This is a genomic window from Methylobacterium brachiatum, from assembly GCF_020523825.1.
Classification (GTDB): domain Bacteria; phylum Pseudomonadota; class Alphaproteobacteria; order Rhizobiales; family Beijerinckiaceae; genus Methylobacterium; species Methylobacterium brachiatum.
In genome coordinates, this window is record NZ_JAJALK010000006.1 from 107166 (window position 1) to 127549 (window position 20384).

At 70.4% G+C, this 20384-nt stretch carries 16 protein-coding genes and 2 tRNA genes; 9 read left to right on the forward strand and 9 right to left on the reverse strand.

Translation table 11 applies throughout. The features are described 5' to 3' along the window. Positions 1 to 3: 3 nt before the first annotated feature. The 4 genes from LGR69_RS15795 to LGR69_RS15810 are packed head-to-tail and all read right to left on the reverse strand — an operon-like array spanning position 4 to position 3175. The gene (locus LGR69_RS15795; protein ID WP_230366600.1) at positions 4 to 492 is read right to left on the reverse strand and encodes a phage GP46 family protein; all 489 of its coding nucleotides are present in this window, start codon (positions 490 to 492) and stop codon (positions 4 to 6) included. 8 nt (positions 493 to 500) lie between these two features. Further along, complete coding sequence (locus tag LGR69_RS15800) at positions 501 to 1700, reverse strand: phage baseplate assembly protein domain-containing protein (protein WP_230366601.1); 1200 nt, start codon at positions 1698 to 1700, stop codon at positions 501 to 503. Continuing rightward, positions 1697 to 2797 carry a phage baseplate assembly protein gene (locus LGR69_RS15805; protein WP_230366602.1) on the reverse strand — a complete coding sequence of 367 codons (1101 nt, stop codon included), beginning with the start codon at positions 2795 to 2797 and terminating at the stop codon, positions 1697 to 1699. The genes LGR69_RS15800 and LGR69_RS15805 overlap by 4 nt, the downstream gene beginning before the upstream one ends. Before the next feature lie 9 nt (positions 2798 to 2806). Beyond that, positions 2807 to 3175: a hypothetical protein gene (locus LGR69_RS15810; protein WP_230366603.1), complete on the reverse strand. Its 369-nt coding sequence runs from the start codon at positions 3173 to 3175 to the stop codon at positions 2807 to 2809. A 12-nt stretch (positions 3176 to 3187) separates the two neighbouring features. Between LGR69_RS15810 and LGR69_RS15815 the strand changes: the two genes are divergently transcribed. After that, positions 3188 to 4198, forward strand: coding sequence for a site-specific integrase (locus tag LGR69_RS15815; protein WP_230366604.1), 1011 nt, complete (start codon positions 3188 to 3190; stop codon positions 4196 to 4198). A gap of 93 nt (positions 4199 to 4291) precedes the next feature. Here LGR69_RS15815 and LGR69_RS15820 read toward each other — a convergent pair. The 3 genes from LGR69_RS15820 to aroA all read right to left on the reverse strand — a co-directional run bounded on the left by LGR69_RS15820 (position 4292) and on the right by aroA (position 6456). Beyond that, positions 4292 to 4367: transfer RNA gene (locus LGR69_RS15820), tRNA-Lys, on the reverse strand. A 95-nt stretch (positions 4368 to 4462) separates the two neighbouring features. Beyond that, positions 4463 to 5101, reverse strand: coding sequence for a (d)CMP kinase (gene cmk, locus LGR69_RS15825; RefSeq protein WP_230366713.1), 639 nt, complete (start codon positions 5099 to 5101; stop codon positions 4463 to 4465). 5 nt (positions 5102 to 5106) lie between these two features. Further along, on the reverse strand, positions 5107 to 6456 hold the full coding sequence (aroA, locus tag LGR69_RS15830; RefSeq protein WP_230366605.1) for a 3-phosphoshikimate 1-carboxyvinyltransferase: 1350 nt from the start codon (positions 6454 to 6456) through the stop codon (positions 5107 to 5109). 241 nt (positions 6457 to 6697) lie between these two features. On the opposite strand from aroA, the gene LGR69_RS15835 reads away from it, so the two are divergent. Then, positions 6698 to 7075, forward strand: a complete 378-nt coding sequence (locus LGR69_RS15835; RefSeq protein WP_007564915.1) for a TIGR02300 family protein — start codon at positions 6698 to 6700, stop codon at positions 7073 to 7075. A gap of 179 nt (positions 7076 to 7254) precedes the next feature. Continuing rightward, positions 7255 to 7330: transfer RNA gene (locus LGR69_RS15840), tRNA-Ala, on the forward strand. An 81-nt stretch (positions 7331 to 7411) separates the two neighbouring features. On the opposite strand, the gene LGR69_RS15845 is transcribed toward LGR69_RS15840, so the two are convergent. Continuing rightward, positions 7412 to 7900, reverse strand: a complete 489-nt coding sequence (locus LGR69_RS15845) for an Lrp/AsnC family transcriptional regulator (RefSeq protein WP_007564896.1) — start codon at positions 7898 to 7900, stop codon at positions 7412 to 7414. A 389-nt stretch (positions 7901 to 8289) separates the two neighbouring features. Between LGR69_RS15845 and mdeB the strand changes: the two genes are divergently transcribed. The 5 genes from mdeB to LGR69_RS15870 all read left to right on the forward strand — a co-directional run bounded on the left by mdeB (position 8290) and on the right by LGR69_RS15870 (position 15863). Next, positions 8290 to 10965, forward strand: a complete 2676-nt coding sequence (mdeB, locus tag LGR69_RS15850; protein ID WP_230366606.1) for an alpha-ketoglutarate dehydrogenase — start codon at positions 8290 to 8292, stop codon at positions 10963 to 10965. Positions 10966 to 11203: 238 nt separating this feature from the next. Next, positions 11204 to 12613: a 2-oxo acid dehydrogenase subunit E2 gene (locus LGR69_RS15855; RefSeq protein WP_230366607.1), complete on the forward strand. Its 1410-nt coding sequence runs from the start codon at positions 11204 to 11206 to the stop codon at positions 12611 to 12613. 213 nt (positions 12614 to 12826) lie between these two features. Further along, positions 12827 to 14509: a dihydrolipoyl dehydrogenase gene (gene lpdA, locus LGR69_RS15860; protein ID WP_230366608.1), complete on the forward strand. Its 1683-nt coding sequence runs from the start codon at positions 12827 to 12829 to the stop codon at positions 14507 to 14509. A 230-nt stretch (positions 14510 to 14739) separates the two neighbouring features. Beyond that, on the forward strand, positions 14740 to 15417 hold the full coding sequence (locus LGR69_RS15865; RefSeq protein ID WP_091863174.1) for a hypothetical protein: 678 nt from the start codon (positions 14740 to 14742) through the stop codon (positions 15415 to 15417). Positions 15418 to 15452: 35 nt separating this feature from the next. Then, a complete protein-coding gene (locus LGR69_RS15870; RefSeq protein ID WP_091863175.1) occupies positions 15453 to 15863 on the forward strand; it encodes a DUF2147 domain-containing protein in 411 nt (136 codons plus the stop codon). A gap of 298 nt (positions 15864 to 16161) precedes the next feature. On the opposite strand, the gene alaS is transcribed toward LGR69_RS15870, so the two are convergent. Continuing rightward, on the reverse strand, positions 16162 to 18849 hold the full coding sequence (gene alaS / locus LGR69_RS15875; protein WP_230366609.1) for an alanine--tRNA ligase: 2688 nt from the start codon (positions 18847 to 18849) through the stop codon (positions 16162 to 16164). Between the two features lie 325 nt (positions 18850 to 19174). On the opposite strand from alaS, the gene LGR69_RS15880 reads away from it, so the two are divergent. Continuing rightward, positions 19175 to 20341 carry a transglycosylase SLT domain-containing protein gene (locus tag LGR69_RS15880; protein WP_007564882.1) on the forward strand — a complete coding sequence of 389 codons (1167 nt, stop codon included), beginning with the start codon at positions 19175 to 19177 and terminating at the stop codon, positions 20339 to 20341. Positions 20342 to 20384 lie beyond the last annotated feature (43 nt).

The window sequence follows — 20384 nt, forward strand, 5'->3', positions numbered from 1 at the left end:
GCGTCAGGCCCTGATCCCGTTCCACAGCGTCGCGTAGCGAAGCTCGATCGCCGGCAGGTCGCCGCGATAGAGGGTCGCCTTCACGTCGATGCCCTCGACCTTGAGCCGCTCGCCGACCACGCTGAGCCGGGACGCCACGCCCTTCTGGACGAAGGGTTGGAGGCACTCCCGGGTGTAGTCCTCGGCGCGGGCCACCGTGCTGCCCTGGCGCGCCTCGGCGCCGGTGATTGTCACCCGCTGGAGCAGCCACAAGCGCGAGCCGATCGGCCAGCCATCGCGGATGCCGGAAGCGTCCAGATCGCCCCACCAGCCCCGGCGATCCTTATCGCCAGATACCGGCAGTTCGTCGTCGCCGCGGGCCAGCCGGTCGGTCCCCAGCGCGACCACCACGCAATCGACGAGGTCGAGCGACGGATCGCGCTGATCCACGGAGGTCAGAAGCCACTCGCGCGTCACCGCGCGGCGGGAATGGACGAGGATGTTCTCGGGCAAGCGTGTCCTCAGCTTTGGCTGAAGTGCATCGAGCGGATCAGGCCTTGGACCAGCCGCTGCTGCGGGGCGAGAAAGCCCAGCCCCGGGCCGGCCTGATTGGTCAGGGTCGAGAGCAGATCGCGCAGCTGCGCGATCTGACCGACGACGGGGTTCTGCCGGGCCAGGTAGTCCACCTGCGCCTGGAGCGCTGCCATCGCCGCGCCAGCCACGTCCGGGGGCAGCGGAGCATCGCTAAGAGCCTCGATCCGCGACAGCAAGCCGTCTACCTGCCCTGCGACCGGATTGGCGGCGATGAGGCTCGCGATCTGCCCCTGCGCCTGCGCTATCAGGCCCTCGACGTTGCCGCTCAGGACGCTCGCGAGCCCGGCGAGGTTCGGGCTCATGAACATCTGCAGGGCCTGCTGGATCTGCTGCTGCAGGTAGGCCTGCGCCTTACCCTCGATCGCACCCGCCATTGCCTGGAGCCCATCCGGGGCCTGATTCAGGATTGGCGCTAGGGCCGCCAGGCCCGGGATCATGGTCTGCGCGATTTCCCGAAGCTTCGAGGTCACGTCAAACAGGCCGTGCAGGTTCTTCTCGGCCTGCGCGACCCGGGCGGCAAGGCCCTTCAGCTGGTTGTTCAGCTCGGCGGCTCCCGCGGCATCTGGCTTCGTGCCGGCGGTGACCGTGACGTTCTTGCCGGTGACGGTGGTGGCCGCAGTCGAGGTCGTGGCGAGCGTGCCCGCCGCCTTGCCGGTGATCGTGGTCGACGGCTTCTTCTCGGCCGTGAGGTTGGCGCCCTGGTTCTTCGCCTTCCCTGCCCCCTGGTCCGCAGTCACCCGCAGGTCGAAGCGCTTTGGGCTGTCCAGCACCACGCTGACCTGACCCAGGTGGATCGTCTGCTTGTTGGCGTCGGTCACCGACGTGTCGCCGGGCTTCATCCCGTTCGGACGATATCGGCGGTCCGCGGCAGGCAGCGCGATCGGATGCGAATTGTTGCCGGTCAGCGTGGCGAGGATGATCTCGGCCGCGCCCTTCGCGTCCGGCGGCATCGGGTAGTGCGTGACGCCGGCCGAGTGCCAATGCTCGACATCGGTCAGGTTCTGTTGGTCTCGGACCCGGACGCCGAGCTCCTGCATGAAGGGCGTGTCGTTGATCTTCGTGATGATGGCCCGGGAGAGGCTCGCCACCACGCGGTCGCCCGATGTGCGCGTCGTCGTGCGGTTCATGCGGCACCATAGAGGCCGGGCGGGGTGCCGCCGGTCTGCACCTGATCGCCGCCGTTGTAGGCGCCCGGCAAGACCAGGGTCAGCTGCGAGAGCGTGCCGGCCGGCCCCTGGGTCGAGTTCACCGCCTGGATGGCGAGGTTGAGCCGATCGTTCGTGAACAGCATGGGCGAATAGACCGAAACCGGATCACCGACGTGCTCGAGCCAGAGGCTGCTCTCGTCCCGGAACCAGCCCTGCACGGTGATCTGCACCGTCAGCTGGTCCGCGAGGTTGTAGCCGTTCTCGTGCTGCGCCCGCATGCGCATTTCAGCCTGGTCGCCCGGCATCTCGGCCGCGAACACCAGAGGCACGTGCTGCTTCACCGACGAGTTCTTGACGGTCGCGGACTGGTCGCGCGCCGCGTCACCGAAGCGCTGGTCATTGCCCGGGCGCTGGCCCTGCGTCTGGATTTCGCTGAGCGCGCCCTCGTAATTGAAGTTGGCCGAGGCGGCGAGGATATTGCGACCCTCCTGGAGGTCCGCGATCGTCTTCACCGCATTGTCGAGCCGGTAGCCGACGAGGTCCCCGCTCTTGTCGCAGAGGATGTAGGCGTTCCGCATCCGGCAGAGGCGCTCGATGAACGCGAACACCGTCTCGCCGAACTGGACCGCGACCTTCTCGAAGGGCTGGTCCATGCCGGCCGTGTCGCCCTTGGTCGAGAATTTGGTCCCGTAGGGTTTCAGCGCCGCGTTCGCGATTTGCGAGAGCTTGTAGCCCTTGAACTCCCCCTTGTTGTGATCGACCGTGGCCCGGACCACGGTAGCCGAGTTGGTCGTGCCGACGATCTGCAGACCGTGCTGCTGCGCGTCGTAGGCCGGCTGCCGACCCGTGATACGGCCCCTCGAGATGGCCTGCCGCCCGCCGAGGATCACCTCGCACTCGTCGCCGATGCCGAGCTTCATGCCCGCCCAGTTCGGCGCGCTCTCAATCGGCGAGGCCGCCGTGAAGGCGAACTTCGGGAAGGGATCGACGCCGGACCGGGACACGCTCACGGTCTCGAAGTTCGAGTACCGCTGACCGTTGACCGCGATCTCGGCGACCTCCGTCGGCTTCGGCATCGCGACTCCTCAGGCCGACAGCGCGCGCCCGGCGCGCGGGGCGAAGAGGGGGTGGACGATCTCGTTCTCGGCGATGATCTCGTCGGCCCGGGTGGCGTCGCCATACAGGCGCTGTGCCAGGGTGAGCGACGAGCGTACACGTCCGAAGGTGTAGGTCACGAGCTTCGGCAGCGGGCGAGACCGGTCGGTGAGGTCCCGAACCATAGCGGCGCGGAGCCCAACCAGCGCCCGGTAGCCCGCAGCATCGCCGGCATCTGCCGCCGCGCCCTGGGAGATATCGAAGGCGGCCGCCACGAGGCCGAGCACCCGGTCCACCTCGTTGCGGCTGGTGTAGGTGGTCGCCGCAGTGATGCGGGCTTCCTGGATGCAGCAGAACATCTGGCTGCGGGATTGGATCAGAGCGGACCGGGCGTCCGCCGCGGCCAGCCCCGCGATCGTCGCGCGCAGCCGCTCCATCGTATCGACCGACATGCCGACCGCAAGACCTTCGACGCGCTGATCACCGCCTACAAGGCACACCCGGCCTATGGCGGCCTCGCCGACCTCACCAAACGCGACTACGACCGCCACCTGAAGGCGATTGCGGACGCCTGGGGCTCCGAGCCCGTGGCCGCGCTCACATCTGTGGCCGCCCAGGAGGCGATCGACCTGCGGTCCGGCACGCCTTCCGGCGCCCGATATTTCCGGGCCGTCCTGTCAAAGCTGCTCTCGTTCGGCGGCGCTCGCGGCTACTGCACCAGCAACGTCGCCCGCATCACCGAGAAGGTCGAGCACGAGGTCGAGCCGCACAAGCCGTGGTCCGACAAGGCATTCGAGGCGTTCTTTGAGCACGCCCGCCCGGGGCTACACCTGCCGGTCTACTCGGCGCTCTACACCGGCCAGCGCTCGGTGGATGTCGTGACGATGCTGCGGCCGGCGCCGGGCGCCAACGCGATTGAGCTGATCGCCCGGAAGACCGGTGCCGAGGTGTTCGTCCCGATCCACTCGGAATACCGCGAGATCCTGACCCGGACGCACATCGAGCACCCGGCTCTGCACCTGCGCGAGGACGGCGCGCCGTGGACGCTGGCAGCCTACCGCACGGCCTGGCAGCGCGAGATCACATCCAAGACCAGCAAGGGCGGCCCGGCCCAGGTCAGCGCGGCCAAGGCGACCGCGATGAAGACCCTGCGCGACGGCGCCTTCGTGTTCCACGGCCTGCGCAAAAACGCCGTGAACATGCTCCTGGAGGCCGGCAACACCGAGGCCGAGGTCTCGGCGATCGTCGAGATGTCCGAGCAGATGGTGCGGCACTACAGCCGCGACGTGAACAAGCGCCGACTCGCGATCAACGGCATGCGAAAGCTCGAGGAGTGCTGGAAAGAGACCCGGGCCAACCTGTTCGGTCCCGGGGTCGCCTGAGGGGGTTTGGACACAGCACCCCAATCCTTGGACACAATCCGGGGATGGTCACAGCATCTTATCCAACTAAGTTGCTGTATTTGCTGGTAAAAGTGGTGAGCGCGCTGGGACTCGAACCCAGGACCTACAGATTAAAAGTCCGTTGCTCTACCAGCTGAGCTACGCGCTCGCGTCCGGGAACCGCCCTGGGGCGGCCGCGCGGGGACGGCGCGTTCGCAATAGGTGAGCGGGGCCGGAGGGTCAACACGGGGTTGTGGGTGGCGCCTAGTCCCCGTCGCAGCGGGCGCGCTCGACGATGCCCCGGGCCTCGTCGAAGGCGGCATCCGGGTCGAGGGCCGTCGTGTCGAGACGGACCGCGTCGTCGGCCATGCGCAGCGGTGCAGCGGCGCGCGAGGCGTCGCGGGCGTCGCGGGCCTCGATGTCGGAGAGGATCGCCGCGAAGGTCGCCGCCTCGCCGCGCCCGGAGAGCTCCCGGTGACGGCGGCGCGCCCGCTCCTCGGAGGAGGCCGTGATGAACAGCTTCACGTCGGCGTCCGGACACACCACCGTGCCGATGTCGCGCCCGTCCAGCACCGCACCCTGGGGGTCGGCCGCGAAGCGCCGCTGCCAGGCCAGCAGCGCGGCGCGGACCTCGGGCACCGCCGAGATCCGCGAGGCCGCCTCGCCCATGGCGCGGTCGCGCAGGCGCGGATCGTCCAGCCTGTCGGCGTCGAGGGCGTGGGCGGCCCGGGACGCGGCCTCCGGATCGTCCAGGGACAGGCCGGCATCGATCAGGGCCAGCGCCACCGCGCGGTAGAGGAGGCCCGTGTCGAGATGCGGCAGCCGGTAATGGTCGGCCAGGCGCTTGGCCAGCGTACCCTTGCCCGAGGCGGCCGGGCCGTCGATCGCGATGACGAGCGGCATGATGGTCAAGCCCCGATCCGGCCGCCGAGGGCCTGCATGGACGGCAGGAAGCTGGGGAAGCTCGTGGCAATCATCGCGCCATCGTCCACCGTGACCGGCGCCTTCGTGGCGAGCCCCATCACCAGGAACGCCATGGCGATCCGGTGATCGAGATGGGTCGCCACCGTGCCGCCGCCGGGCGCCGCCGTGCCGTCGCCCTCGATCACGAGGTCGTCGCCCTCCACGCTGTGGCGAACGCCGTTGGCGGCAAGGCCCGCCGCCACGGCCGCGAGGCGGTCAGATTCCTTGACCCGCAGCTCGTGCAGGCCGTTCATCCGGGTCCGGCCCTGGGCGAAGCTCGCGGCAACCGCGAGCACCGGGTACTCGTCGATCATCGCGGGCGCCCGCTCGGGCGGGACGTCGACGCCGGTGAGACGGCTGGCGCGGACCCGCAGGTCGGCGACGGTCTCACCGCCCTCCTCCCGCTCGGCCACGCGCTCGATCTGCGCGCCCATCTCCAGAAGGGTTGTGATCAGCCCGGTCCGCAGGGGGTTCATCATCACGCCCTCGATCACCACGTCGGATCCGGGCACGATCAGCGCCGCCACCAGGGGGAAGGCCGCCGAGGACGGATCGGCCGGGACCACCACGTCGGTCCCGCGCAGGGTCGGCTGGCCGGTGAGCGAGATCTTGCGGCCGTGGCCGCCGGGCCCGTGCGGCTCGACCCGGACCTCGGCGCCGAACAGGCGCAGCATCCGCTCGGTGTGGTCGCGGGTGGCGGCCGCCTCGATCACGGTGGTGGTGCCGGGCGCGTTGAGGCCCGCGAGCAGCACCGCGGACTTGATCTGCGCCGAGGCCGCCGGCGTCTCGTAGGTGATCGGGATCGCCTCGTTCAGACCGCGCAGGGTCAGGGGCACGCGCCCGCCCTCGGCCTCGGACAGGACCTGCGCGCCCATGCGGGTGAGCGGGTCGAGGATCCGGCGCATCGGGCGCGAGCGCAGCGACGCGTCGCCGTCGAAGGTCGCGGTGACCGGCTGGCCGCCGACCACGCCCATCATCAGCCGGGAGCCGGTTCCCGCATTGCCGAAATCCAGCACCTCGGTCGGATCGGTGAGGCCGCCGACGCCGACCCCGCGCACCACCCAGCGTCCCTCGCCGAGGCGCTCGACCCCGGCACCCAGCGCCTTCGCGGCGGCGGCGGTGCGCAGCACGTCGTCGCCCTCCAGCAGCCCCTCGACCCGGGTCTCGCCCTGGCTCAGCAGCCCCAGGATCATGGCCCGGTGCGAGATCGACTTGTCGCCCGGCGGACGCAGGCGCCCGGTGAGCGGCGCGCCGGGGGCGGCGGTGAGGGGCTGGGGAGGCGAATCGTGCGACACGGGGCGTCCGTTCGGGAATCTCAGGTGGGCCGGGATCCGGCGCCTCGCGCGGGGGCGCCGCGGGGCTACAATCGGACCGTGAACTGGCGGCGCGGTTAACACGCGCATCGGCCCGCGTCATCCATCGCGCCCGCCCGGCGGCGCTTCGAAAACGGGGTCCTGCGGCTCGATTGACAGGGGCTGGGGCCGCGACTAACGGGCCCGTCTTCCGAAGACAGCAGAGATGACGAGGTGTCCGCCCGTGGCCCGACCCGAACTTGGCATGAAGCGCCAATGCATGAGTTGCGGCGCGAAGTTCTATGACCTCGCCCGCGATCCCGCCACCTGCCCGAAATGCGGCGCGGCCTACCAGGCGGCGGCGAGCCGCGTGGCGGCGCCCGCCTTGGCGCGGGGGCCTGAGGCCGACGACGAGGATGAGACGGACGAGAAGGGTCCGGAGTTGGTCTCGCTCGACGAGGTCGAGGCCGCCGAGGACGAGGCGGATCCCACGCCCGAGGACGAGGCCGGCGACGAAGACGGCGAATCCGCCGAGGACGACACCTTCCTCGAGGAGGAGGATTCCGGCGACGACGTCTCCGACCTGATCGACGGCGATATCGAAACCGACGAAGAGAGCTGAATCCCGTCAGCGCCGTCCCTTCGAAGACCCTGCGCAGAGTCGGAGAGGGGCCGGCGTCCCGGCGAAGAATCCCGAAAAAAAGGGGTTGAGTCCGCGTCACGAGCCGCCTATAGAACCGGCGTCGCCGGACGCAACCCGGACGGCGAGACCCCGCGGGACCCAAACCGCGGCGGACAAGTGGGGCCTTAGCTCAGCTGGGAGAGCGCTTCCATGGCATGGAAGAGGTCATCGGTTCGATCCCGTTAGGCTCCACCATTCTTCCTTCAGCGTGATGCGGCCGGTCCAGTCCGGCGCCGCTGGGAAACTCTGAACACTCCTATCCAGCGAACGACCCGGTCATCGGGTCAGGTGCCCGAGCGGCAGCGCCGTCGTGTACTTCACCTGGCCGAGCGCGAAGCTGGAGCGGATATTGGCCACCCCCGGGATGCGGGTGAGGTGGTCGAGCACCAGACGCTGGTACTGGCCGAGATCCTCCACCACGACCCGCAGCATGTAGTCGGCCTCGCCGCTCATCAGGTAGCATTCCATCACCTCCGGGCGGCTGCGCACCGCCTCGTCGAAGGCCTGGAGGGCGGCCTGGGTCTGCTTCTCCAGCGAGACGTGGACGAAGACGTTCACCGCAAGCCCGAGGCTCATCGGATCCACCACCGCGACGCAGCCCCGGATGATCCCGGCCTCCTTCAGGTCGTTGACCCGGCGCCAGCACGGCGAGGTGGACAGCCCGACCTGCTCGGCGAGGTCGGCGATGCTGATCTCGCTGTCCTGCTGCAGGCGTTCGAGGATGCGCAAGGAGGCGGCGTCGAGATGGGCCGGTCGGGAGACCATTGTTTCGCGCTCCGGTTTGCAACCGGCATAGCATGCCGCCAATCGCTAGATGACAGGAAAGTTTTGGCGCTGATCGATGCTGGCGCCTCATTTCGCCATGCGTCCGTCGTCATTGCGAGCGCAGCGAAGCAACCCAGAACAGCGCGCGATCTCCAACCGTGGCGGCTCGCTAGGTTGCTTCGCTGCGCTCGCAATGACGGTGAGGGCGGACTAACCGGACGACCCGTCGGAGTCAGGAGGAGGCGACGTCACAAGCAACGGTATGATCAACCGTATTCACGCGACAGCCCGGCAAAATATGCCAATTTTCGCCCGGGAATAACAAAAGTTCGGCATGTCGCCCCGCGCGGCAAACCGTATGCTCCGATCAAAAGCTGGGAGCCGCGCCGATGAACGCCATACCGCCGAGGACGACGATCGCGCGGTCCGCCGAGGTCGACCACGATCCGGCCGAGACCCAGGATTGGCTGGCGGCGCTCGAATCGCTGTTCCGCACCGAGGGCGCGGCCCGGGCGCGGTTCATCCTCGACCGGCTGGAGCGGCGCTCGAAGGAGATCGGCATCCTCGACGAGGCGCTGCCCTATTCTCCGTACCGGAACACAGTTCCCCTGGAGAAGCAGCCGCGTTACCCGGGCGACCTCGACATCGAGGAGCGGCTCACCTCGATCATGCGCTGGAACGCGCTCGCCATGGTGGTGCGCGCCAACATGGCCTACGGCGAGCTCGGCGGGCACGTGGCGAGCTACGCCTCGGCGGCGGAGCTGTTCGAGGTCGGGTTCAACCACTTCTTCAAGGGCGGCCAGGACGGCGACCTCGTCTACTTCCAGCCGCATTCGGCGCCGGGCGTCTACGCCCGCGCCTTCCTGGAAGGGCGCCTCTCCGAGGAGCAGCTGAAGCATTACCGCCAGGAGATCGCCGGCGACGGCCTCTGCTCCTATCCCCATCCCTGGCTGATGCCGGATTTCTGGCAGGTCCCCACCGGCTCGATGGGCATCGGCCCGATCCATGCGGTCTACCAGGCGCGGTTCATGCGCTACCTGGGCCACCGTGGGCTGGCTGACTCCTCGGCCCGGCACGTCTGGGGCGTGTTCGGCGACGGCGAGATGGACGAGCCGGAATCGATTGGCGGTCTGGCGCTCGCCGCCCGGGAGAAGCTCGACAACCTCACCTTCGTGATCAACTGCAACCTGCAGCGGCTGGACGGCCCAGTGCGCGGCAACGGCCAGATCATCCAGGAGCTGGAGAGCCTGTTCCGCGGGGCGGGCTGGAACGTCATCAAGGTGCTGTGGGGCTCCGAGTGGGACGGGATCTTCGCCCGCGACACCAACCACGCCCTGCTGCGCCGCTTCGCCGACACCGTGGATGGCAAGTACCAGACGCTCGGCGCCAAGGACGGCGCCTACAACCTCGCGCATTTCTTCGGCGAGGACGAGGAGGTCCGCGAGTTGGTCGCCCACATGTCGGACGCCGACGTGGACCGGCTGAAGCGCGGCGGCCACGATTTCCGCAAGCTCTACGCCGCCTTCGCCGCCGCCAAGGCCACGAAGGGCCGGCCGACCGTGATCCTGGCCAAGACCAAGAAGGGCTACGGCATGGGCGGCGCGGGCGAGTCGCGCATGACCGCCCACCAGGCCAAGAAGCTCGACGTGGACGCGCTCCGCGCCTTCCGCGACCGCTTCGCCCTGCCGCTCTCCGACGCGCAGGTGGAGGGGCTGGCCTTCTACAAGCCGGCCGAGGACGGCGCCGAGATGCGCTACCTGCGCGAGCGCCGCGAGACGCTCGGCGGCGTGCTGCCCGCCCGCCGCCGCACCGCGCCGACCGTGACGGTGCCGCCGCTCTCGACCTATGCGGGCTTCGCCCTGGAGGCGGCCGGCAAGGAGATGTCGACCACCACCGCGGTGGTCCGGCTGTTCGGCAACCTGCTCAAGCACAAGGATCTCGGGCCGCGGGTCGTCCCGATCGTCGCCGACGAGGCGCGCACCTTCGGCATGGCCAACCTGTTCCGGCAGGTCGGGATCTACGCCCCCGAGGGGCAGCTCTACGAGCCGGAGGATGCCGGCTCGATGCTCTACTACCGCGAGGCCCGGGACGGGCAGCTGCTGGAGGAAGGCATCACCGAGGCCGGGGCGATCTCGTCCTGGACGGCGGCGGCCACGTCCTACAGCGTCCACGGCCTGTCGATGCTCCCATTCTACATCTACTACTCGATGTTCGGCTTCCAGCGGGTCGGCGACCTGATCTGGGCGGCGGCCGACCAGCGGGCCCGCGGCTTCCTAATCGGCGCCACGGCGGGCCGCACGACGCTCGGCGGCGAGGGCCTGCAGCACCAGGACGGCTCTAGCCACCTCGCCGCCGCCGGGATCCCGAATTGCCGGGCCTACGATCCGGCCTTCGCCTACGAGATGGCGGTGATCGTCGATCGCGGCGCGCGGGCGATGATGGAAGAGGGCGAGGACGCCTTCTACTACCTCACCGCCATGAACGAGAACTACGCTCAGCCCTCCATGCCGGAGGGGTCCGAGGCCGGCATCCTCAAGGGGATGTACCGCCTGTCGGGGCCGGATGCGGCTCCCGCGGCGGTGCGGCTGCTGGGCTCTGGCGCGATCCTGCCCGAGGTGATCGCGGCCGCCGGCCTGCTGGCGCAGGATTGGGGGATCGCGGCCGAGCTGTTCAGCGTCACCAGCTTCAGCGAGCTGGCCCGCGACGCCCGCGAGGCCGAGCGCAGCGCGATGCTCCACCCGGAGGCCGAGGCGCCGGTGAGCCACGTGGCCACCTTGCTGCCCGGCACGGCGCCGGTCGTGGCGGCCACCGACTACGTCCGGGCCTATCCGCAGCTGATCGCCTCCTATGTCGGCGCGCGGTTCGTGACGCTGGGCACCGACGGGTTCGGCCGCAGCGACACCCGCAACGCGCTCCGCCGCTTCTTCGAGGTGGACCGGCAGCACGTGGTGGTCGCCGCCCTGCACGCGCTCGCCGAGGCCGGCACGGTGCCCCGCGCCACGGTCGCCGAGGCGATCCGACGCTACGGGATCGACGCGGAGACGCCGGCGCCCTGGACGATCTGAGACATCCAGCCCGCACCCTCATCCTGAGGTGGCGCAGCGAAGCGGAGCCCTCGAAGGAGGCCTCCAGCCGGCCGCGCGATCCCCGGAGCCCTCCTTCGAGGCTGCTGCGCAGCACCTCAGGATGAGGGTGTGGGTGGGGGATCCCCCGGAAATCCCAAACGCTTCGCGAGGCCCGACCACGGACCTCGCCCCGAAAAAAAACCCGTCCGCCCGAGACAAGCCACGGAAACCCGCCCGCATGAGCGCCGCGCTGCAGATCGCCCTCCCGGATATCGGCGACTACCGGGACGTGCCGGTGATCGAACTCCTGGTGAAGCCGGGTGACCGCCTCGCCGTGGACGACCTGATCCTCAGCATCGAATCCGACAAGGCGACCATGGAGGTCCCCTCCCCGGTGGCCGGCACCGTGCGGGAATTGCTGGTCGCGGTGGGCTCGAAGGTCTCGGAGGGTACGCCGATTCTTTTGGTCGAGCCTGCGGAGGGCGGCGAGGCAGCCGCCGCGCCTCTCCCTCCCCCCTCTGCGGGGGAGGGTACCCTGCGAAGCGGGGGGGGAGAGGGGCAGCGCGACGGTGCGGGTTTCACACCTGTCGCCACTCTTCCGGATACGGCGCTCCCCTCTCCCGACCCCCTTCGGGGGCCACCCTCCCCCGCAGAGGGGGGAGGGAGCGCGCGTGGCAATTCCGGAGCGGGCCTTCCCCCGGCCCAGCCGTCGAACGACGATCAGCGGCCCGTCACGTCGGGCGACGTCCATGCCAGCCCGTCGGTGCGCCAGCTCGCCCGCGAGCTCGGGATCACCCTCGACCGGGTGCCCGCCACCGGCCCCAAGGGGCGGATCCTGCGGGAGGACCTGCACGCCTTCGTCAAGGCCGCGCTCCAGGCCCCGGCCCAGGCGCCCGCCGCGTCGTCCGGCATCGGCGCCGGCCTGCCGCCCTGGCCGCAGGTGGACTACGAAAAATTCGGCCCGGTGCGGCGGGAGCCACTGTCGCGGATCCAGACCATCTCCGGGGCCAATCTCAGCCGCAACTGGCTGACGATCCCGCACGTGACCAATTTCGACCGGGCCGACGTCACCGAGATCGAGGCGTTCCGGGTCGGACTCAACACGGAGACGCGCACGCCGCCGGCGCGGGTCACCATGGTCACCTTCCTGATCAAGGCCGCCGCGCTGGCCCTGAAGGCCTATCCGCGCTTCAACACCTCTCTGGAGGGCGCCGACCTCGTCCTGAAGGACTACGTCCATATCGGTTTCGCCGTGGACACCCCGAAGGGCTTGATGGTGCCGGTGGTGCGCGATTGCGACCGCAAGGGCCTGATCGAGATCGCCACCGAGATGGCTTCGCTCGCCGACAAGGCACGGGCGGGCAGCCTCTCGGGCACGGACATGCAGGGTGGGTGCTTCTCGGTGTCGTCGCTCGGCGGCATCGGCGGCGACGGCTTCACCCCGATCATCAACGCCCCCGAGGTCGCGATCCTGGGGGCGGCGCGCTCGCGGACGGAGGCGGTCTGGGACGGCCAGGCGTTCCGGCCGCGGCTGATCCTGCCGCTCAGCCTCTCCTGGGACCACCGGGTCGTGGACGGCGTCGCCGCCGCCCGCTTCCTCGGCCACATCGCTTCGGTCCTGTCGGACCTGCGCCGGGCGCTGCTGTGACAGCGATGGCGGATGCGCGACGCGCCTTCCTGTGCGGGCTCGCGCATCGCCACATCGTCGGACCTAGCGCGGGTCCCCTCCCCGCACGGGAGAGGGCGCGCGTCGCGCCTCCGGAGAGACGTGGGCGCACCGCCTCGTCCTCTGTCGGGGCGTGAAAGCCCTGCCAACCTCAATGCCTTCCGCCCATCCCCTTCGACTGTGATCGCCGCCGCCATGCCCGAGACCCGCGAGATCCGCGTCCCCGATATCGGCGACTTTTCCGGCGTGCCGGTGATCGAGATCCCGGTGGCGCCGGGGGACGCCGTCGCCCGCGACCAGACCCTGCTCGTCGTCGAATCCGACAAGGCGACCCTCGACATCCCCTCGCCCGTCGCCGGCCGGCTGGTGGAGATGCTGGTCGGCCTCGGCGACACCGTCTCGGCCGGGACGCTGATCGCCCGGGTCACCGTGGAGACGGAGACGGCGGCCCCCGTCGCGGCCCCGACTGACGCGCCGGCGGAGGAAGCCTGCGACGTGCTGGTGATCGGCGGCGGCCCCGGCGGCTACGCGGCGGCCTTCCGGGCCGCCGATCTCGGGCAGCGCGTGATCCTGGTGGAGCGCGAGGCGACGCTGGGCGGCGTCTGCCTGAATGTCGGCTGCATCCCCTCGAAGGCGCTGCTGCACGTCGCCGCCGTGACGGAGGAGGCCGGACGGCTCGCCGCCCACGGAATCAGCTTCGGCGCGCCCACGATCGACCTCGACAAGCTGCGGGCGTTCAAGGCCGCCACCGTGCGGCGCCTGACCGACGGACTCACCCAGATGGCGCGCCAGCGCAAGGTCGAGGTCGTGCGCGGCACCGCGCGCTTCACCGGGGCCAACGCAGTGTCGGTGGCGTTGCAGGCGGGCGGACGCCGCGCCGTCGAGTTCCGAAGCGCCATCGTGGCGGCGGGCTCGTCGCCGGTCAGCCTGCCGATGCTGCCCGAGGATCCGCGGATCGTGAATTCCACGGGGGCGCTGGAGCTGCCCTTCGTGCCCCGGCGCCTGCTGGTGATCGGCGGCGGCATCATCGGCCTGGAGATGGCGACGGTCTACAGCGCGCTCGGCGCCCGGGTCGACGTGGTCGAGCGCCTGCCGAACCTCCTGGAGGGGGTGGACCGGGACCTCGTGGCGGTCTGGACCAAGCGCAACGGCCACCGGTTCGACCGGATCCGCACCGGTGCCGAGGTCGTCTCGGCCGCCGCCACCCCGGAGGGCATCGCCGTGACGCTCGCGGGCGAGGCGGAGCCGCAGGTCTACGACTTGGTGCTCCAGGCGGCGGGCCGGCGCCCGAACGGCGACGCGCTGGGCCTCGACGCGGCCGGTGTCGCGGTGGAGCGCGGCTTCGTGCCGGTGGACGCGCAGATGCGGACCGCTGTGCCCCACATCCTGGCGGTGGGCGACCTCGTCGGGCAGCCGATGCTCGCCCACAAGGCGGTGCACCAGGGCCACGTCGCCGCCGAGGTGGCCGCCGGCCACAAAGCGGGGTTCGACGCGGCGGTGATTCCGTCGGTGGCCTATACCGATCCCGAGATCGCCTGGGCCGGCCTCACCGAGACCGCCGCCAAGGCCGCCGGGCGGGCGGTCGAGGTAGCGCGCTTCCCCTGGGCGGCCTCGGGACGGGCCATCGCCAACGGCGCCGATTACGGCCTGACCAAGCTGCTGTTCGATGCGGAGACCAAGCGCATCGTCGGCGGCGCCATCGTCGGCCCGAGCGCGGGCGACATGCTCGGCGAGATCGTGCTCGCCATCGAGATGGGCGCGGACGCCACCGATATCGGCCGCACGATCCACCCGCACCCGACGCTCGGCGAGACCATCGGGCTCGCCGCCGAGGCCGCGCTCGGCCTCTGCACCGACCTGCCGCCCGTCCGGCGCTGAAGGCGATGCCGGTTCGGCGCAAGCGGGCGCGTCGGATCACGCGCTCGAGTCGGGCCCGACACGCGTGACGCCCTCGACCCCGCGACGCGGTTTGGATAAACCGTCCGGCGTGAGGCCGGGGACGGCTCGGCTGCGCCGGCCCGTCTTCAGAAGAACAGGACGCCTCCACCCCGGGGGGATTCGGGCCGAGACGATGCGGTGTGCCGAATTATCCGTTCCGGGACGTTCCGATGCCAAAGCTCACCTTCACGGCGCTTGATCCGCGGGCGGTCAAACGCTGCGTCGCCTTCCTGGTCCGGCGCGACTGGGCACTCCATCTCGGCCTCGCGGCGGCGCTGGCGGGGATCCCGATGAGGCCGTCGGCCGTCGCGGCCGAGGCGCCGGCCGCCGCCCAGCCGCAGGCCGCCCTGATCGCCTCCCTGCAGAGCCGCGTGCTGGCGGCCCACAGCGCGACCCTCGCCCTGGAAAGCTGGTGCGCCGACCACAAGCTCGCCGGCGACCCGCATCTCGTCGCCCGCCGCATGGACGTGGCCGACAAGCCGCTCAGCGCCGCGCAGCGGGCCCGCCTGGCGATCGGCCCGGACGAGCCGGTGCGCTACCGCCGGGTCCGCCTGGCCTGCGGCGACCGGGTCCTGTCGGAGGCCGACAATTGGTACGTCCCGGCGCGCCTGACGCCCGAGATGAACGCCACCCTGGACGGCACCCGCACCCCGTTCGGGCGGGTCGTGCGACCGCTGGAGCCGACCCGGCGGACGATCGAGGTCCGCCCGTTCCCGCAGGCCGCGGCGCCCGGCCCCGACGACAAGCTGTTCGAGATCGACGCGGTGCTCTCCACCGGGGCCGGCCAGCCGTTCTGCGAGGTCGCCGAAACCTATCTGGGCGGTGCGCTGCCGGAAGCTTCGCGGTAAGAGAGCGGCGAGGATTGGTCTTGAGAGGATTGCGGATGGGATCGACGCTGCGTCGGACGGTCTTGGCTGTGCTGGTGACGGTGCCGTTCGGCGGCCCAGCCTTCGCGGCCGACCCGGCCGGACTCTGGCTGACCGAGACCGGCAGCTCCCGGGTGAAGATCACCCCCTGCGGCGGCGGCTATTGCGGCACCATCGTCAGCGCCCCCGGCAAGGCGCTCGACGCCAAGAACCCGGACCCGGCCCTGCGCAACCGCAGCGTCGTGGGCGTGCAGATCCTCAACGCCCAGCAGGCGGACGGGTCGAGCTTCACCGGCTCGCTCTACAACCCGAACGACGGGAAGACCTATTCGGGCTCGCTGCGGCTGACCGGCCCGAACGCGCTCGAGGTCTCGGGCTGCGTGATGAGCGTGTTCTGCAAGCGCCAGACCTGGACCCGGGTGAACTGATCAAGCGCGTGGCGGCGCGCCCCGCGGCGAGAACCTAGGCCAAACCCAAGCGCGCCTCGCTCCCCCCTCTGGGGGCGGGAAAGCGCGGTTTGGCCTCCGAGAGACTCCTCTTGCGGCCGAAAACCATCCGGATCGCGTTCTGCGAATCCGTTGGCCCGCACGGGAGAAGGCACTCGCGCGTCGACCGGATCGATGCAGATCCGCGCGCGAGGAGGGTTAGGGCGGGGCAGCTTGGTGCATCCCGCCGGGCGGATCCGAAGGGCCGCGTCGGTAACGCCGCGGCCCTCCGGTGAACGCCTCAGGCCGCCGCGGTCAGCGCCTGCTCGATGGCGTCGAGGGCCGCCTCGGCGCCGGCGCCGTTGGGGCCGCCGGCCTGGGCCATGTCGCGGCGGCCGCCGCCGCCCTTGCCGCCGAGCGCACCGGCCCCCGCGCGGACCAGCCCGACCGCGTCGTAGCGGCCGGTCAGGTCCTCGGTGACGCCGACCACCAGGCCGGCCTTGCCGTCGGCCGAGACCCCGACGATCGCCACGATGCCGGAGCCGAGCCGCTTCTTCTCCTCGTCGATGATCGGCTTGAGGTCGCGCATGTCGAGCCCCTCGACCACCGAGCGCCGGAACGCCACGCCGCCGACCTCGCTCTGGCGGGCGTTCGAGCCCGATCCGGTCTCGCCGCCCATGGCGAGCTTGCGGCGGGTGTCGGCGAGTTCCCGCTCGAGGCGGCGCTTCTCCTCCATCAGGGCCGTGAGGCGGTCGGGCGCCTCCGAGACCGGGGCCTTCAGGATCCCGGCCAATGCTGCCAGGGTGTGGGCCTCCTCGGCCCGGTGGTGGCGCGCCGCGTCGGCGGTGAGCGCCTCGATCCGGCGCACGCCGGCCCCGACCGCGCTTTCGCCGACGATGCTGATCGTCCCGATATCGCCGGTGCGGGCGGCATGGGTGCCGCCGCAGAGCTCGATGGAGAAGTTCTTCAGCCGGCCCCGATCGGTCTCGGCGCCGTCCGCATCGACCGGCAGGCCCATGGAGACGACCCGGACCTCGTCGCCGTATTTCTCGCCGAACAAAGCCCGGGCTCCGGAGGCGATGGCGTCGTCCACGGCCATCAGCTTGGTCACCACCGGGGCGTTCTGGAGCAGCACCGCGTTGGCGATGTCCTCGACGCGGGCGAGCTCGTCCGCCTCGATCGGCTTGGGGTGGCTGATATCGAAGCGCAGCCGGTCGGGGCTCACCAGCGAGCCCTTCTGGGCGACGTGGTCGCCGAGCACCTGCCGCAGGGCCTCGTGCAGGAGGTGGGTGGCCGAGTGGTTGGCCCGGATCGCCTTGCGGCGGGCATGGTCGACCTTCAGCTCCACCGGCTGGTCGAGGCTGAGAATCCCCTCCTCCACGCTGACATGGTGGACGAACAGGTCGCCGAGCTTCTTCTCGGTGTCGGTGACGCGGGCGCGCAGGCCGGCGCTCAGGATCAGGCCGGTATCGCCGACCTGGCCGCCGGATTCCGCGTAGAACGGCGTCTGGTTGACCAGGACGAGGCCGGTCTGGCCGGCCTCCAGGCTCTTCACCTCGGCGCCGTCGCGCAGCAGCGCGGTGACGATACCCTCGGCGGCCTCGGTTTCGTAGCCCAGGAACTCGGTGGCGCCGACGCGCTCGCGAATGCCGAACCAGACCGTCTCGGTGGCGGCCTCGCCGGAGCCCTTCCAGGCCTCGCGCGCCGCCTGCTTCTGGCGCTGCATCGCGGCGGTGAACGCCTCGGTGTCGACCCCGATGCCCCGGGCCTTGAGAGCGTCCTGGGTCAGGTCGAGGGGGAAGCCGTAGGTGTCGTAGAGGGTGAAGGCGGTCTCGCCCGAGAGCTTGTCGCCCGACTTGAGGTCGCGGCTCTCCGAATCGAGGATCGACAGGCCCCGCTCCAGGGTGCGGCGGAAGCGGGTCTCCTCCAGCTTCAGGGTCTCGCCGATCAGCGCCTCGGCGCGCATCAGCTCGGGATAGGCCTGGCCCATCTCGCGCACCAGGGTCGGGACGAGGCGGTACATGGTCGGCTCGCGGGCGCCGAGGATCTCGGCATGCCGCATGGCCCGGCGCATGATCCGGCGCAGCACGTAGCCGCGGCCCTCGTTGCCCGGCAGCACGCCGTCGGCGACCAGGAAGGACGAGGCGCGCAGGTGGTCGGCGATCACCCGGTAGGAGGCCATGGTGGCGGGCTCGGGCGCCCGCGAGACGGCGTGCGCCACGGCGTCGATCAGCGCCTTGAACAGGTCGGTGTCGTAGTTGGAATGAACGCCCTGGAGGATCGCGGCCATGCGCTCCAGGCCCATGCCGGTATCGATCGAGGGCCGCGGCAGCGGGTTGCGCACACCGGGCTCCAGCTGCTCGTATTGCATGAACACGAGGTTCCAGAACTCGAGGAAGCGGTCGCCATCCTCGTCCGGGGAACCGGGCGGGCCGCCCTGGAGCGCCGGGCCCTGGTCGATGAAGATCTCCGAGCACGGGCCGCAGGGGCCGGTATCGCCCATCTGCCAGAAATTGTCGGAGGTCCCGATCCGGATGATCTTGTCGTCGGAGAAGCCGGCGATCTTTTTCCACAGGTTCGCGGCCTCGTCGTCGTCGGCATAGACGGTGACGAGCAGCCGGTCGGGCTTGAGGCCGAATTCCTTGGTGATCAGCGTCCAGGCCAGCTCGATCGCGCGGTCCTTGAAATAGTCGCCAAACGAGAAGTTGCCGAGCATCTCGAAGAACGTGTGGTGGCGCGCGGTGTAGCCGACATTGTCGAGGTCGTTGTGCTTGCCGCCGGCGCGCACGCATTTCTGCGCTGTGGTCGCCCGATCGTAGGCGCGCTTCTCGACACCGGTGAAGACGTTCTTGAACTGCACCATGCCGGCGTTCGTGAACATCAGCGTGGGATCGTTCTTCGGAACGAGGCTCGAGGAGGGCACGGCCTCGTGTCCCGCACGCGCGAAGTAGTCGAGGAAGGTCGACCGGATCTCGTTGACGCCGCTCATCGGGGCAGAACTCTAAGCAGGGCTCAAGGGACTGGGCCGTCACCCGTTTCAGGCGGGGCCCGCATGCCGCCCTCTTAGAGCCGTTCCCGATCGCGTAGCAATCGCGAAGGGCGGCAAGGCCTTGCAAGGCCTTGGATGAGACGCGCTCCGGATCCGCGGCGTACGCTCGCAGAAGGCGATCCAGCCCGGGGTACCGACACGTCTACCGCGAAATCTCCCCGGCCCGCCCCACGGTCGCCACAAGCACGGCCGTGTTGTCGCCACATCTGTCAAGCGATGGTGAGTCCGTGGCGCCATCAAGGGCGCGTGAGGAATCGGGTACACGATGCAGGGCCGCACGGTCGGATCGCCGAGGAACGTCACGGGTCAGCAGGGCCGGTTCGGGTCCGGCCGCGCCGATGCCATCACCGCACAGCCGATGGTCGGCCGCGCCCACGGGAGCGTCCCGGCGCTCGCCCGCTCGCTGCTCACCGTCTCGCTGATCGCCGGAGGCCTCAGCGCCGCCCTGATCGGGTCGGGCGTCGATCTCGGCAAGGTCGGGCTGAACCAGGCCGTCTCCTCGGCGCAGGCCGCCACCGAATTGCCGATGCCGCGCCCGCGGATCCATACCGTGGCGCTGAGCGAAGAGATCGAGCGTACGCCGCTGCGCGCCTCGGCGAGCTTCGCCGCCGTCCACGACCTCGACACCGCGGTCGGCTCGAACGGCGTCGACCGCGTCTCCTACGATTTCCTGCTCTCGGAGAGCGCCGGCGGCGACCCGAACGACATCCTCGAATTCGGCCCGATGAAGATCCGGCGCCACTTGGTGCAGACGATCGTGCGCGCCGCCCAGGCGGTCCAGACCGACCCGGTCCTGCTGATGGCGGTGGCCGACAAGGAATCGAGCTTCGTCACTGCGGTCCAGGCCAAGACCTCCTCGGCCACCGGCCTCTACCAGTTCATCGAGCGCACCTGGCTCGGCGTGGTGCGCGACTTCGGCCCGAAATACGGGCTTGAGAAGGAGGCCGCCCTGGTCTCCTCGGATGCCAACGACCGGCCGGTGATCACCGATGCCGCCGAGCGCACCCGGGTGCTCGAGCTGCGCCGCGACCCCTATCTCTCGGCCCTGATGGCCGGCGAGATGCTGAAGCGCGATGCCGGGCGCATCGCCCAGCGCATCGGCCGCGACCTCACCCTCGGCGAAGTCTACCTCGCGCACTTCCTGGGCGTGGACGATGCCGGCGAGTTCCTGGCCAACGTCGTGAACAAGCCGGCCGCCGCCGCGGCCGCGCTGCTGCCCGGCCCGGCCCGGGCCAACCGCTCGATCTTCTTCGCAGCCGGGCGCTTCGTCGGCCGCGGCCGGCACCGCAAGCCGGCGAGCCTCTCGGTGGCCCAGGTCCACGAGAAATTCGAGGCGATGATGAGCACCCGCGGCACCCGCTACCAGAACGTCCGGGCGGTGTCCGGCATCATGGCCTACGCGGATGCCGAGAGCGGCGTCGCCACGCAGTAACGCCTGAGCGAGCGGGCCGCCAATTCGCGGCGCCGCGCGCAAC